General features: G+C 73.7%; 12 protein-coding genes and 1 pseudogene. 7 read left to right on the top strand and 6 right to left on the bottom strand.

Going from position 1 to position 13,587, the window contains the following annotated elements; genetic code table 11:
- Positions 1-661: pseudogene (locus tag VIU94_RS10985) on the top strand (serine/threonine-protein kinase); the annotation flags it as partial.
- A 37-nt stretch (positions 662-698) separates the two neighbouring features.
- Here VIU94_RS10985 and VIU94_RS10990 read toward each other — a convergent pair.
- Positions 699-2,522: a hypothetical protein gene (locus VIU94_RS10990; protein ID WP_331910156.1), complete on the bottom strand. Its 1,824-nt coding sequence runs from the start codon at positions 2,520-2,522 to the stop codon at positions 699-701.
- A gap of 92 nt (positions 2,523-2,614) precedes the next feature.
- Positions 2,615-3,592, bottom strand: a complete 978-nt coding sequence (locus VIU94_RS10995) for a LacI family DNA-binding transcriptional regulator (protein WP_414720925.1) — start codon at positions 3,590-3,592, stop codon at positions 2,615-2,617.
- Positions 3,593-3,839: 247 nt separating this feature from the next.
- Between VIU94_RS10995 and VIU94_RS11000 the strand changes: the two genes are divergently transcribed.
- Complete coding sequence (locus tag VIU94_RS11000) at positions 3,840-4,796, top strand: ROK family protein (RefSeq protein WP_331910160.1); 957 nt, start codon at positions 3,840-3,842, stop codon at positions 4,794-4,796.
- 115 nt (positions 4,797-4,911) lie between these two features.
- Here the strand turns inward: VIU94_RS11000 and VIU94_RS11005 are convergent, their stop codons facing one another.
- Positions 4,912-5,124, bottom strand: a complete 213-nt coding sequence (locus VIU94_RS11005) for a DUF8839 family protein (RefSeq protein ID WP_331910162.1) — start codon at positions 5,122-5,124, stop codon at positions 4,912-4,914.
- 164 nt (positions 5,125-5,288) lie between these two features.
- On the opposite strand from VIU94_RS11005, the gene VIU94_RS11010 reads away from it, so the two are divergent.
- Complete coding sequence (locus tag VIU94_RS11010) at positions 5,289-6,329, top strand: NUDIX domain-containing protein (protein ID WP_331910164.1); 1,041 nt, start codon at positions 5,289-5,291, stop codon at positions 6,327-6,329.
- A 6-nt stretch (positions 6,330-6,335) separates the two neighbouring features.
- On the opposite strand, the gene VIU94_RS11015 is transcribed toward VIU94_RS11010, so the two are convergent.
- Both VIU94_RS11015 and VIU94_RS11020 read right to left on the bottom strand, forming a co-directional pair.
- Positions 6,336-7,037, bottom strand: a complete 702-nt coding sequence (locus tag VIU94_RS11015) for an MBL fold metallo-hydrolase (RefSeq protein WP_331910166.1) — start codon at positions 7,035-7,037, stop codon at positions 6,336-6,338.
- An 88-nt stretch (positions 7,038-7,125) separates the two neighbouring features.
- Positions 7,126-8,490 (bottom strand): dipeptidase, encoded by a 1,365-nt coding sequence (locus tag VIU94_RS11020; RefSeq protein ID WP_331910168.1) that lies wholly within the window; start codon positions 8,488-8,490, stop codon positions 7,126-7,128.
- Between the two features lie 360 nt (positions 8,491-8,850).
- Between VIU94_RS11020 and VIU94_RS11025 the strand changes: the two genes are divergently transcribed.
- Positions 8,851-10,131, top strand: a complete 1,281-nt coding sequence (locus tag VIU94_RS11025; RefSeq protein ID WP_331910222.1) for a geranylgeranyl reductase family protein — start codon at positions 8,851-8,853, stop codon at positions 10,129-10,131.
- Between the two features lie 100 nt (positions 10,132-10,231).
- Here VIU94_RS11025 and VIU94_RS11030 read toward each other — a convergent pair whose 3' ends face one another.
- On the bottom strand, positions 10,232-10,684 hold the full coding sequence (locus tag VIU94_RS11030; protein ID WP_331910170.1) for a nitroreductase family deazaflavin-dependent oxidoreductase: 453 nt from the start codon (positions 10,682-10,684) through the stop codon (positions 10,232-10,234).
- 140 nt (positions 10,685-10,824) lie between these two features.
- Here VIU94_RS11030 and VIU94_RS11035 point away from each other — a divergent pair, with 140 nt between their 5' ends.
- The 3 genes from VIU94_RS11035 to VIU94_RS11045 all read left to right on the top strand — a co-directional run bounded on the left by VIU94_RS11035 (position 10,825) and on the right by VIU94_RS11045 (position 13,490).
- Positions 10,825-11,520: a TetR/AcrR family transcriptional regulator gene (locus VIU94_RS11035; protein ID WP_331910172.1), complete on the top strand. Its 696-nt coding sequence runs from the start codon at positions 10,825-10,827 to the stop codon at positions 11,518-11,520.
- Positions 11,521-11,628: 108 nt separating this feature from the next.
- Positions 11,629-12,828, top strand: a complete 1,200-nt coding sequence (locus VIU94_RS11040; RefSeq protein ID WP_331910174.1) for a sensor histidine kinase — start codon at positions 11,629-11,631, stop codon at positions 12,826-12,828.
- Positions 12,825-13,490 carry a response regulator transcription factor gene (locus VIU94_RS11045; protein ID WP_331910176.1) on the top strand — a complete coding sequence of 222 codons (666 nt, stop codon included), beginning with the start codon at positions 12,825-12,827 and terminating at the stop codon, positions 13,488-13,490. Before VIU94_RS11040 ends, VIU94_RS11045 begins: the two co-directional genes overlap by 4 nt.
- Positions 13,491-13,587 lie beyond the last annotated feature (97 nt).

The following is a 13,587-nucleotide window of genomic DNA, read 5'->3' on the forward strand; positions in this document are numbered from 1 at the left end:
GGCGGGCGGCGGAGTGACGTACGCGCTCGTCAACCGCGACTCCGGCGACCGGCAGGAGCATCGGGCCGGCAGCGAGGCGGGGCCGGCCGGCCCCGCGGCCAACCCCGGCCAGGCCCTCGACCCCGGCGCCGCCGAGGCGACCGAGAGCGCCAAGCCGTCCGGCAAGCCCTCCAAGCGGACGGACGGGAAGACCGCGATGCCCAGCCCCTCGAAGCCGTCCACCGGGCCCAAGCCCGGAGCGGGCGGCGGGTCCGGGGACGGCGGCTCCACCGGAGGCGGCAGCACCACCGGCGGCGGCACGACGACCACCACCGGCGGCAGCAGCACGGGAGGCGGCACCACCACGACGGGCGGCGGCGGCACGCCCCCACAACCCGCCCCCGTCTGCTCCTCCGCGGGCGGCGGCAAGTACAACTGCGAGGTCTGGCGCACCGAGAAGACGTACCGTCACGACGGCGGCGAGATGGGCGTCCTCAACGCCGGCACCAACTACTTCTACTGCCAGGTGGATCTCGGCCGCCGCGAGACCTACGGCAAGTGGACGAACACCTGGTACGCCCGGACCGACGACGACAGCGGCAACACCAACGTCTACTTCAGCGTCGTCTACATCAAGGGCGGCGACAACGACCAGCCGATCCCGGGCCTCCCGGTCTGCTGACGCGAGGGGAGCGTGACGGCACGGAGGTCCGTCGCCGTCACCGCCTCCTCGGCCCGCCGAAGCGGCGGGCGCGCTGGCTGAGGCGGCTGCGCAGGCGCATGCTCACCAGGGTGCCGACCAGCAGGACGAGCACGCCCAGGCTGATCGCCTGCGACAGCACGCTCCTCAGCACCGACACCACGCCGATGAAGGCGATGCCCAGGAGGAAGACCATCTCCCGGAGCTCCTTCTTCAGCTGGAAGGAGCGGCTGCACCGGATGCGTACCGTCGCCAGCCACTGGTTCTCCAGGCCGAGCCCGGCCCAGAGCCGTCGGTCCAGGAACACCCACGGGAGGTCGGGGAAGACGCCCAGCGCGTCGAGCGAGCTCGGATAGCGGCTGGTCAGATCGCCGCCGTGCAGCTCCCTCCGGCGCTCCTGCACCTCCTCGGTGGCCCGTATGGCCTTCATCTGCAGCGTCGGGACGACGCCGTCCGCCTCCGGGTAGCCCTCGAGGATGACCTCGTCGCCGCTGGTGACGCCGATGAGCTCCAGCGTCATCCCGTCGAGCAGGCACACCTCGTGCTCCGCGCTGGCCCGGTCGCCGTCCTGCACGCGGCAGGTCACGTAGTTCGGCGGGCCGAGCAGCAGCTCCTGCCAGCGCCGTCTGCGGCGCGGCAGCCGTGCCGCGCGGACCGTCACCGCCTCCCCGGGCTCAAGGCCGATCCCGACCCGCAGGGAGTGGTCGACCTGCATCGTCGTCGCGTCGTCGGCGTCGATCTCCGGTGCCACGACGACCGAGGCGAGCGCGCCGAGCCGTTCCCGCCGCGTCGCGGGGATCTGCACGTTCTGCACGATCACCAGCTCGGGGTCGCCGAGCCCGGCCGACGTGGCATGGGACATCCGCACCACGCCCGAGCCGCGCTGGTCGAAGAGGTCGGGCGTCCGCCCGGCGTGGTACGCGCCCTCCGGTAACGGGTTGATCGGGTGCAGGTCGTCGTACACGGTCGTGGCCGGCCCGTCGGACGGCACGAACCCTTCAAGTCCCGAGCGGGTGACCCGCCCCTCGTCGGCGAAGAGCCGGGTGCCCTTCTCGCACAGCTGCTCGTTGCCGCGGGCGGCCGTGCTGAACTCCTCCGGGGTCGAGCCGAACCACTCACGCAACTGCCGCGACTCGGAGAGCAGGGCCTCCAGCAGCGGCACCTCGCCCTCGTGCGCCCGGGGCGTCCCGGAACCGTCGTGCAGCACGCCGTACCGGTGCACGTACAGATAGGCCCCGCCGAGCAGTTCGCCCGACGGCATCTCCACCGGGATGTCGGAGGGTCGCAGCAGCACCCGGTCGTACTCGCCGCCTGCGGTGAAGATCCCCTCACTGTGATCGACGATCTCCAGCTGGGCGGCGTCCAGCCAGGTGACGAAGAGATCCGCGATGTGCCCGGGCGCGTGGAACGGCGACGCGGACACGTAGCCCATCGGGCTGACGTACGCCGAGGCCCCGACCCGGATGCCGGTGACCCGCACCCTCACCATCGGCACCGTGGACGAGACGCCGACGCCGTCCATCTTGTGCCGCAACTGCGCGGGACACGCGTTGGAGCCGATCGACAGGACCGGGTAACGCTCCCCGATCTGCGGCTCGTTGGCGCACATCAGCGCGTAGTTGAGCGGTACGGGACCCATCCGGCTGCTGGTGCCGCGGAAGCCGCCCGGGGGCTGCTCCACGAGCCACTTGGCGAGCCGCCGGTCCTGCTTGGGGCGCAGGCGCAGATAGCGGTTCTGATAGAGCAGGCCCGACTCCACCGGCCAGGCTCCGGGGTAGATCAGCGGGTTTTCACGGGGGGCTTCGGCGAGCCCCAGGTTCTCCAGAGTGCGCGCGTCGTCCACCGGTCCGATGCCTCCCGACAGGGAGCCCCGGCGGGGCTCCTCGTTCGGCAGCCATCGTAGAGAACGTGAAGGGCCGCTGACAGAGGGTCACCTCACGCGGGCGGTATCTCTCCGGAGCCGCGCGGGATCAGAGTGGGGGTCAGTTCGATGCGGGCCGTGGGCTCGTCCGCGCCGTCGAGGCGGCGGAAGAGGCGCTCGGCGGCGGTGCGGCCGAGGGCGGCGGCGTCCTGGGCGACGACCGTGATGCCGAGGAGGTCGGCGAGCTCGATCTCGTCGAAGCCGACCAGGGCCACCGGCGTGGCGTGGCCCGCGAGGACGCGGACGGCGGTGACGGTCACGCGGTTGTTGCCGGCGAAGAGGGCGGTCACCGGCTCCGGGCCGGCCAGCATGGCGGTGACGGCGGCGCGGACCCGGTCCGGGTCGGTGGGGCCGAGCGAGACCCACGCGTCGTCGACGGCGAGTCCCGCCTCCTCCATCGCCGCGCGGTAGCCCCGCAGCCGCTCGGCCGCGGTGTGGATGCGCGGGCGGTCGCCGACGAAGCCGATGCGGCGGTGGCCGTGCGCGATCAGATGGGCGACGCCCTCGCGCGCGCCGCCGAAGCTGTCCGACAGCACGGTGTCCGCGTCGATGCCGCCCGCCGGGCGGTCCACGAAGACGGTGGCCACGCCGGCCCGGATCTCCGGTTCCAGGTAGCGGTGGTCGGTCCCGGCCGGGATCACGATCAGGCCGTCCACCCGCCGCGCGCACAGCGCGAGGGCCAACTCCTGCTCCCGGTCCGGGTCCTCGGCGCTCGAGCCGTTGATCAGCAGCGCGCCGTGCGTCCGGGCGACCTCCTCCACGGCGCGGCTGAGCGGGCCGTAGAAGGGGTCCGCCAGGTCCTCCAGGACCAGGCCGACGGAGGCGGTGCGGCCCTTGCGGAGGACGCGCGCGCTGTCGTTGCGGCGGAAGCCCAGCGAGTCGATGGCCTCCTGCACCCGGCGCTCGGTGTCGGGGGTCACCCCCGGCTCCCCGTTGACCACCCGGGAGACCGTCTTGAGCCCGACCCCGGCCCGCGCGGCCACGTCCTTCATGGTGGGCCGGATGCCGTAGCGGTGGCTGGGGCGGCGGGCGGAGTCGGCCACGGTGCGCGGTTCCTCTGTTAGCGGGAGGGGGGAGCGGGAGCGGGAGCGGGGATGCGGCGGTGGGGAGTGCGGAAGAGGGGTACGACGGGAGATGTTGTCGAGCATAGAGCCTGGACAACGTTGTCAAGGCCAGGGAGACTGGACTCGGCAGCCAATCCGTCCACCTTTCCGTCCACCTTCTGGAGAATCCGCGCCCATGCATACCGAGCTCGTTGCCGCTCTCGACATCGGCGGCACCAAGATCGCCGGCGCGCTGGTGGACGGAAGCGGCGGGATCCTCGTACGGGCGCAGCGGCCCACGCCGGCGCGGGAGGACGGCGAGACGGTGATGCGCGCGGTCGAGGAGGTCCTCGCGGAGCTCGCCGCCGGGCCGCTCTGGGCGGCCGCCGGAGCGGTCGGCATCGGCAGCGCGGGGCCCGTGGACGCGGCGCGCGGGGTCGTCAGCCCCGTCAACATCCCCGGCTGGCGCGACTATCCGCTCGTCGAGCGGGTGGAGCGGGCCGTCGGGGCCCGTCCCGTCACCCTGGTCGGCGACGGCGTCGCCATGACCGCGGCCGAGCACTGGCAGGGCGCCGCCCGCGGTCACGACAACGCGCTGTGCCTGGTCGTCTCCACGGGCGTCGGTGGCGGCCTCGTGCTCGGCGGTCGGCTCCACACCGGCCCCACCGGGAACGCCGGCCACATCGGGCACATCAGCGTCGACCTGGACGGCGACCCCTGCGCCTGCGGGTCCCGTGGCTGCGTCGAGCGCATCGCCAGCGGACCGAACATCGCCCGCCGCGCCCTGGACAACGGCTGGCGGCCGGGCCCCGACGGAGACTCCTCTGCCGCCGCGGTCGCCGCCGCGGCCCGGGCGGGCGATCCGATCGCCCAGGCCTCCTTCGCACGCGCCGCGCGGGCCCTCGCCGCCGGGATCGCCGCGACGGCCACCCTCGTGGAGCTCGACATCGCGGTCGTCGGCGGGGGAGTGGCGGGGGCGGGCGAGGTGCTTTTCGCGCCGCTGCGGCGCAGCCTGCGCGAGTACGCCACGCTGTCGTTCGTCCGGGACCTGACCGTCGTCCCGGCTCGCACCGGCACCGACGCGGGCCTCCTGGGCGCGGCGGCCGCCGCCTCCGGCCCGCTGACCCGGGAGCCTTCGGCCCCGGCCGCGTGAGGGTGCGGCAGCGTCGACGGTTCGGCCCACCGCGGGCCGAGTCGATGGCTCGTACGCGGGCGCGGTGGCGTCGACGGTTCGTACGCGCCCGGCCTACGCGCCCCCCGACGCCCCGTCAGGCCGCCGTCGCCGTGTAGTCCGTGTGCCCCGTGCCGCCCGAGGCGCGTTCCCCCGTCGGCTGGGCCACGATCACCAGGAACGCGTCCGACTCCAGGTCCATCACCACCTCCGCCGGCAGCCCCTCTTCGCGTCGTGCCCGCGCGAACTCCTCGGCCGGCCAGCTGCCCCGAGGGCCTCCCGCGGGAAAACGTTCCAACACCGTGCGCATGCTCGTACCCCCTTGTCATATGCCCGTTCCAACGAGGCTCCGCTTCGAAGTGTCACGCCCCCGCGGGCCCCGTTGTTCGGACCGTGAGACGTCTCACACCCGGGCGTCCGCCGTGGCAGGGTGGGGGTGGCAACCCACCAAGGGGCTACGGCAGAGGGGGCACTGTGATCGTCTGGATCAACGGAACGTTCAGCGCCGGAAAGACAAGCGCCGCGCGCGAACTGCTCGAGCTGATCCCGCACAGCACCTTGTACGACCCCGAACTCACCGGATTCGGCCTGCGGTACCTGCTGCCGCCGAAGCGCCTCGCCGAGGTCGACGACTTCCAGGACCTGCCGATCTGGCGGCGCATGGTCGTGGAGACCGCCGCCGCGCTGCTCGCCGAGGTCGGCGGCGTGCTGGTGGTACCGATGACGCTGCTCCGCCAGGAGTACCGGGACGAGATCTTCGGCGGCCTCGCGGCCCGCCGCATCGAGGTGCGGCACGTGGTGCTCGCCCCCGACGAAACGATCCTGCGGGAACGAATAGCCGGCCGGGAGGAGTCCGCGGACGACCCCGAGGGCAACGAGCGCGTACGGCAATGGGCGTACGACCACATCGACACGTACCAGACCGCGCTCGGCGGCTGGCTGGGCGAGGACGCGCATGTCGTCGACAACTCCGCCCTCACCCCCGCCGCCACCGCCGAGGCCCTCGCCGAGGCGCTCCGGAACGGCGCCGCCCGCCCCTGCGGGATCGTGCAGACCCCCGAACCCACCGGCGAGACCGTGGCCGCCGGGGTGCTGCTCTTCGACGAGCAGGACCGCGTCCTGCTCGTCGACCCCACCTACAAGGCCGGTTGGGAGTTCCCCGGCGGTGTCGTCGAGGCCGGCGAGTCCCCCGTCCGCGCAGGAGTCCGGGAGGTCGCGGAGGAGCTCGGACTGCGGCTCGACGCCCCGCCGGGGCTCCTCGTGATCGACTGGGAGCCGCCCCGGCCGCCGGGGTACGGCGGGCTCCGCTTCCTGTTCGACGGCGGGACGCTCCCCGCCGCCGCGGCCGGCGACCTCCTGCTGCCCGGCGCCGAACTGCGCGGTTGGCGCTTCGTCACCGAGGCGGAGGCCGCCGAGCTGCTGCCGCCGGTCCGCTACCGACGGCTCCGCTGGGCCCTGCGCGCCCGCGAACGCGGCAGCGTCCTCAACCTGGAGGCAGGCGTCCCGGTCGGCTGAGCCCGGCTACGCCGCCTCCGCCGCGGCCGACAGAACGGCCGCGGCGTCCTGTGTCAGCGGGACGCCGTGGCCGAAGCACACCATCGACGGGCTCAGCTTCGCGAGCCGGCGCATCGACTCCCTGGCCTGCTCCCGGTCCACATGGAAGACGCCCAGCGTCACCCCCTGCACCGCGGCCACCGTGTCGCCGGTGAACAGCACTCCGTGGCGGGGCAGATGGACGGCGATCGAGCCGTCCGTGTGCCCCGGTGTGTGCACCACGACCGCCCCGTCGCCGAAGCCCAGCTCGTCGCCGTCCTCCAGCTCGCGGTCCACGCGGGTCGGCGGCGCGACGGGGACGGTGAGCCCGTGCTCGTACAGCGGGACCTCCCAGTCGAGCAGGATCGGGTCGGGGACGGGCGCCTCACCCCGTACGACCGGGGCGTCAAGGCGGTGGGCGAGGATCTCCGCGCCGTGCCGGTCCGCCAGTTCCTGGGCGCAGCCCACGTGGTCGCGGTGGGCGTGGGTGAGCACGATCCGCCGCAGCCGGGCGGGGTCCAGGCCGGCGGAGCGCACCGCCGCGTCGACCTCGTCGGCCGCGCCCGCCCAGCCGGCGTCGATCAGCGTCAACTCCTGGTCGTCGCGCCACAGATAGGCCTGGCCGATGGAGAAGTGCAGCTGGTGGAGCCGGGGAGTGATCTCGGTGAAGGTGAGGTCCAAGGAGTTCATGCGGCGAACGTACGGCTGTCCGCGCGTCCGCCGCACGTCTCTCTGCTCTCGGCCGATCCGCATACGGCGGACCGGCCATGAGCGTGCGTCAGTTCTGCTTCGAGCGGGCGTAGTTGAGAAGGAAGTGCGCCTCGGCGACGGACAGTCGCTCCAGCTCCTCCGGCGAGACCGACTCGTTCACCGCGTGGATCTGCGCCTCCGGCTCGCTCAGGCCGATCAGCAGGATCTCCGCCTCCGGGTAGAGCGCGGCGAGCGTGTTGCACAGCGGGATCGAGCCGCCCATGCCGGACGACTGCATCTCCTCGCCCGGGTACGCGATCCGCATCGCCTCGGCCATCGAGGTGTACGCGGGGCTGGTCACGTCCGCGCGGAACGGCTGGCCCTGGCCGACCTGCTCGAAGCTGACCCGCGCGTTCCACGGCACGCGCTTCTCGATGTGCGCGTACAGCAGCTGGGTCGCTTCGGCGGCGTCCTGGCCCGGCGGCACCCGCAGGCTGATCTGCGCGCGGGCGGTCGACGGGATCGACGGCGTCGCGCCGGCCACCGGGTGGCAGTCGATGCCGATGACGGTGACTGCCGGGCGGGCCCAGATGCGGTCCGCCACGGTGCCGTTGCCCGGCAGGCCCACGCCGTCCAGGACGCGGACGTCCTTGCGGAAGTCCTCCTCCGGGTACTGCAGGCCGTCCCAGACCCCGTCCGAGGGCAGCCCGTCGATGACCGTGGAGCCGTCCTCGGTGCGCAGCGTGTCCAGGACGCGGATCAGCGCGGCCAGCGCGTCGGGCGCGGCGCCGCCGTACTGACCGGAGTGCAGGTTGCCCTCCAGGGTGTCGATCTGGACGCGGATCATCGTCATGCCGCGCAGGGTGGCGGTGACGGTCGGCAGGCCCACGCGGAAGTTGCCGGTGTCGCCGATCACGATGGCGTCCGCCGTCAGCAGATCCGGGTGCGTCTCGGCGTACCGCTCAAGGCCGCCCGTGCCCTGCTCCTCCGAGCCCTCGACGATCACCTTCACCGTCACCGGGACGCCGCCGTTGGCCTTGAGGGCGCGCAGCGCGAGCAGGTGCATGATGAAGCCGCCCTTGCAGTCGGCCGCGCCGCGGCCGTACCAGCGGCCGTCGCGCTCCGTCAGCTCGAACGGCGGGGAGATCCACGCCGACTCGTCCAGCTTCGGCTGCACGTCGTAGTGGGCGTAGAGCAGGACCGTCGGCGCGTCGGCCGGGCCGGGCAGCACGCCGTACACCGACTGCGAGCCGTCGGGGGTGTCGAGCAGCGCCACGTCCTGGAAGTCCTCGGCGCGCAGCGCGTCGGCCACCCAGCCGGCGGCGGCCTCGCATTCGCTGCGGGGGGCCACCGCCTCGTCCGCCACCGACTGGAAGGCCACCAGTTCCGCGAGCTCCGTCTTGGCACGGGGCATCAGGGTCGCGACGGTCTCGGCGATCGGATGGGCGGTCATGGGCACGCTCCTGGTGGGTGCGACGTTGTATAGGACGTTCGTCGTGTCGGTTGTACGGCGAACGCACGGCCGATCCTACGGCGCGGGGCTTTCGGGGCCGCGCCGTAGGATGCCGAGAAGTGCAGGGACGACTGGTCGGATCAGGAGCAGAAGCACATCGTGAGCAGCGAGAACGCAGACGCCGGAGCGGCAGAGGCGGGCGCGGAGCAGTCCGCGGCGGACGGCACCCGGGCGGGTCGGGCGGGGGAGACCGGGGCGGAGGACACCCGTGCGGCGGAGTCGGGCGCGGCGCAGTCGGACGCGGCGGAGTCGGGCGCCGCGGAGGAGACCGCCCCCGAACTCGCGGAAGCGCCCGAGGGCGTGTGGGACGTGGTCGTGGTCGGGGCAGGGCCCGCGGGCGCGTCGGCCGCGTATGCGGCGGCGGTCGCCGGCCGGCGCGTGCTGCTCCTGGAGAAGGCGGAGCTGCCCCGTTACAAGACCTGCGGCGGCGGCATCATCGGCCCGTCCCGGGACGCGCTGCCGCCCGGCTTCGAACTGCCCCTGCAGGACCGGGTGCACGCGGTCACGTTCTCGATGAACGGCCGCTTCGCGCGCACTCGCCGGTCCCGCCGGATGCTCTTCGGACTCATCAACCGGCCGGAGTTCGACGCCGGTCTGGTCGAGGAGGCGCAGAAGGCCGGCGCGGAGCTGCGTACCGGCGTGGCCGTCGCCCGGGTCGAGCAGCACGGTCCGGCGGTGCCGGACCGGCGCACGGTCGCGGTCGTGCTCGGCGACGGCGAGACGATCCTGGCGCGCGCGGTGGTCGGCGCGGACGGCAGCGCGGGCCGGATAGGGGCGCACGTCGGGGTGAAGCTCGACCAGGTCGACCTGGGCCTGGAGGCGGAGATCCCGGTTCCGGCATCGGTGGCGGAGGACTGGAAGGGCCGGGTGCTCATCGACTGGGGCCCGATGCCCGGCAGTTACGGCTGGGTGTTCCCGAAGGGGGACACGCTGACGGTGGGCGTCATCTCGGCGCGCGGCGAGGGCGCCGCCACCAAGCGGTACCTGGAGGACTTCATCGCCCGGCTCGGGCTCGCGGGCTTCGAGCCGGCCGTCTCGTCCGGTCATCTGACGCGCTGCCGGAGCGACGACTCGCCGCTGTCCCGGGGCCGCGTCCTGGTCTGCGGCGACGCGGCGGGCCTGCTTGAGCCGTGGACCCGCGAGGGCATCTCGTTCGCGCTGCGCTCGGGGCGGCTGGCGGGGGAGTGGGCGGTCCGGATCGCGGAGGCGAACGACGCGGTGGACGCCCGTCGGCAGGCGCTGAACTACGCGTTCGCGATCAAGGCCGGCCTTGGCGTGGAGATGGCCGTGGGCCGCCGGATGCTCGCGCTCTTCGAGCGCAAGCCCGGCCTGCTGCACGCGGCGATCACCGGCCTGCGCCCGGTCTGGAACGCCTTCACGGACATCACGCGCGGCGCGACCTCCCTCGCCGGCCTGGTCCGCACGCACGCGGTGGCGCGGCGTGCGCTGGACCTGCTGGACCGGAGGATGGCGACGGAGGACCGGCGGAGCCGGGGTGCGACGACGGTCGCCGACGAGCCCGGGACGGTCGCGTCCGACGGGCGGGACGCGGACCGGGCGGGCGCTCCTGAGGCGTCGTGACCGGTTGACCTCGTGACATCGGGGTGGTGGGCCGGTCCGGGCGGTGTGCCCGGACCGGCCCACCACGCGATTCCGCGCCCGCTCGTGCGCCGCCGGGCAGTCACCGGGTGACCGTGATGCGGAAGACAGGGTGGTCGGGGGCGGCGGCGATGATCTCCTCGTCGGTGGACTGCGCGGTCACGCCCTTGAAGTACTGGTTGACCTCCCAGCCCCACTTCTCCAGGTAGGTGCGGAGCACCTGGAGCTTCTCGGCGTCGGGGACCTCGACGGCGGAGAAGGTGCGGACCTTGCGGCCGACCCGCAGCTCGCCGACGCCAGCGACGCGCATGTTGCGCACCCACTGCGAGTGGCCGCGGGCGGAGACCAGGTACTGGTCGCCGTCGTGGGTGTGCGGGTTGACGGGGATGCGCTGCATCTGTCCGCTCTTGCGGCCGCGCACGGACAGTTCGGCCGAGCCGAGCAGGCTGATGCCGTGCCGGGCGAGCCAACCGACGACGTTGTTGAGGCGGATGGCCATCGGGCTGCCCTGGAGGTAGTACGGCGTGGCGCTCATCGGGGGCTCCTCGGTGCGATCGGTGATTCATTTCGAGAGCGGTGTTCTCGCTTGAGATCAGTGTGCACGGGTCGACGTTCCGATGCAAGAGCACTGCTCTCATTTGTGTGCAGTGCTCTGAATCGTGGCACACTGCTCTCATGACCAGCGTTCAAGGAGCCCGCGCCCGCGCCCGCGTCGAGATCACCGCGACCATCAAGGACGAGGCCCGCAGACAACTCGCCGCCGAGGGCGCGGCCAAGCTCTCGCTGCGGGCCGTCGCCCGAGAGGTCGGCATGGTCTCCTCCGCGCTCTACCGCTACTTCCCCAGCCGCGACGACCTCCTCACCGCCCTCATCGTCGACGCCTACGACGCGATCGGCGCCGCCGCCGAGTCCGCCCTCGCCACCGCCACCGCCACCGACCACCCCGCCCGCTGGACCGCCGTCTGCCGCGCCGTCCGAGCCTGGGCCCTCGCCCACCCCCACGAGTACGCGCTGATCTACGGCTCCCCGGTACCCGGCTACTCCGCGCCCCAGGACACCGTCGGCCCCGCCTCGCGCGTCGGCCTGGTCCTGATCTCCGTCGCCCGCGGCGCCTACGTCTCCGACGGCGTCGCGCTGCCCCGGCTCGGCGAGCGGCTGCGCCCCGAGGCCGAGCGGATGGCCGCCGACTTCGCGCCCGACCTGCCGCCCGAGCTCGCCATCACCCTCGTCGGCGCATGGGCACAGCTCTTCGGCCTGGTCTCCTTCGAGGTGTTCGGACAGTTCAACCGGATCGTCGAGGACCGCGACGGGTTCTTCGACGACGCAGCCGCCCGCCTGGGCCGCGAGGTGGGCCTGCTGCCCCGCCGCTGAGCCGCCGCCGAGCCGCCCGGAGGGCGGGGCGCGTACTCCACCGGGAGTACGCGTGATCACCACGCGAGGCTGACGCCGCCGCCCGCCCGCCGCGTCTAGCGTGGCCGTATGGACGCACACCGAACCGGCGGCCCCCCGTGGCTGCGGCACTGGGCCGACGTGGAGCCCGGGAAGGGACTGCCCTGGCGGTCCACGCTGCTGATCGCCGTGTTCGTCCTCGTCGGCACCGGGTTCGCCGCGCGCAACCAGGTCGACCGGGAGTCGCTCGACGCGTACGCGCGGATCCTGCTGCTCGCCGGTCCCGCGATGCTGCTGCTCCGTCACCGCCACCCCGTCCCGGTGGTCTTCGGGGTGGCGGCGACGGCCCTCGCGTACCTCGCCGGGGGCTACCCGTACGGCCCCGTCTTCGTCGTCGTCGGCGTCGCCTGTTATGCGGCGATCGTGCACGGCCACCGGCGGTCCGCCTGGTGGGCGCTCGGCCTGCTGTGGCTCGGCCATGTGCTCGTCGGCCACTGGCTCTACCGCTATCTGCCGCCCGCCGGCGACGGCCCGGCCCCCTGGGGCCAGGAACTCCCGGTCGCGGGCTTCGTCGTGGCGATCCTGGCCGCCTCCGAACTCGTCCGGGTCCGCCGGGAGCAGTGGGCGCAGGAGCGGGCCGAGCGCGCCGAGGCCGAGCGCCGCCGCGCCGACGAGGAGCGGCTGCGCATCGCCCGCGAACTCCACGACGTACTCGCCCACTCCCTCTCCGTCATCAACGTCCAGGCGGGCGTCGGCCTCGCGCTGCTCGACGGCGACCCGGAGCAGGCCCGCACCGCCCTCACCACCATCAAGGCCGCCAGCAAGGAGGCCCTGGGCGAGGTCCGGCAGGTGCTGGACTCCCTGCGCACCCCCGGCGACGCCCCGCGCACCCCCGCCCCCGGGCTCGACCGGCTGCCCGAACTCGTCGAGCAGGCCGCTGCGGCCGGGCTCACCGTCGAGGTCACCCGGCGCGGCACGCCCGCCCCCGTCCCGCCCGGCACCGACCTGGCCGCCTTCCGGATCGTCCAGGAGGCGCTCACCAACGTCGTCCGCCACTCCGGCTCGCGCACCGCACGCGTCCGGATCGACCAGGCCCCCGATGCCCTGGAGCTCCAGGTCGACGACGACGGCCCGGCCACCGGCGACGACGCGGGCGGCAGCGGCAACGGCCTGGCCGGAATGCGGGAGCGGGCGGCCGCCCTCGGTGGCACGATCGACGCGGGCGCCCGGCCCGACGGCGGGTTCCGGGTGCGCGCCAGGCTCCCCCTGCGGCAGAAGGAGACACCGTGATCCGCGTACTGCTCGCCGACGACCAGTCACTGGTCCGGGCGGGGTTCCGGGCGCTGCTCGACGCCCAGCCCGACATCGAGGTGGTGGGGGAGGCCGCGGACGGCGAGGAGGCGGTGGCGCTAGTCCGCGAACTGCGGCCGGACGCCGTCCTGATGGACATCCGGATGCCGCGGCTCGACGGCCTGGCCGCCACCCGCACGATCACCGGCGACGCCGAACTCGGCGCGGTCAAGGTGGTCATGCTGACCACGTTCGAGCTCGACGAGTACGTCTTCGAGGCGATCCGCGCCGGCGCGTCCGGCTTCCTGGTCAAGGACACCGAGCCCGAGGAGCTGCTGCGGGCGGTGCGCGCCGTCGTCCACGGCGACGCGCTGCTCTCGCCCGGCGTCACCCGTCGCCTCATCGAGGAGTTCGCGGCCCGCTCCAAGGGCCCCGCCGACCCGCACGGCCTCGACGAACTCACCGAGCGGGAGCGGGAGGTGATGGCACTGGTCGGCATCGGGCTGTCCAACGAGGAGATCGCCCGCCGGCTGGTCGTCAGCCCGCTGACCGCCAAGACGCACGTGAGCCGGACGATGGTGAAACTCGGCGCACGGGACCGCGCGCAACTGGTCGTGCGCGCTTACGAGTCGGGGCTGGTGAGGCCAGGGTGGCTCGGCTGAGGGGCTGAGGGGGCTCGGCTGCGGGGCGGCCGTACGCGTAACGAGGCGGGGGCGACCGCATGCGGCGGCCGCCCCCGGTTCCGTACCCCCCCGTACA

Origin of the sequence: Streptomyces sp., assembly GCF_036566765.1 — a bacterium.
In the GTDB taxonomy this organism is placed as follows: domain Bacteria; phylum Actinomycetota; class Actinomycetes; order Streptomycetales; family Streptomycetaceae; genus Streptomyces.

Excerpts from the sequence above, each read along its gene's own strand:
- VIU94_RS10995 (WP_414720925.1), bottom strand. The coding sequence starts at position 3,592 with ATGAAGGACGTGGCCGCGCGGGCCGGGGTCGGGCTCAAGACGGTCTCC.
- VIU94_RS11000 (WP_331910160.1), top strand. The coding sequence starts at position 3,840 with ATGCATACCGAGCTCGTTGCCGCTCTCGACATCGGCGGCACCAAGATC.
- VIU94_RS11005 (WP_331910162.1), bottom strand. The coding sequence starts at position 5,124 with ATGCGCACGGTGTTGGAACGTTTTCCCGCGGGAGGCCCTCGGGGCAGC.
- VIU94_RS11015 (WP_331910166.1), bottom strand. The coding sequence starts at position 7,037 with ATGAACTCCTTGGACCTCACCTTCACCGAGATCACTCCCCGGCTCCAC.
- VIU94_RS11020 (WP_331910168.1), bottom strand. The coding sequence starts at position 8,490 with ATGACCGCCCATCCGATCGCCGAGACCGTCGCGACCCTGATGCCCCGT.
- VIU94_RS11030 (WP_331910170.1), bottom strand. The coding sequence starts at position 10,684 with ATGAGCGCCACGCCGTACTACCTCCAGGGCAGCCCGATGGCCATCCGC.
- VIU94_RS11035 (WP_331910172.1), top strand. The coding sequence starts at position 10,825 with ATGACCAGCGTTCAAGGAGCCCGCGCCCGCGCCCGCGTCGAGATCACC.
- VIU94_RS11040 (WP_331910174.1), top strand. The coding sequence starts at position 11,629 with ATGGACGCACACCGAACCGGCGGCCCCCCGTGGCTGCGGCACTGGGCC.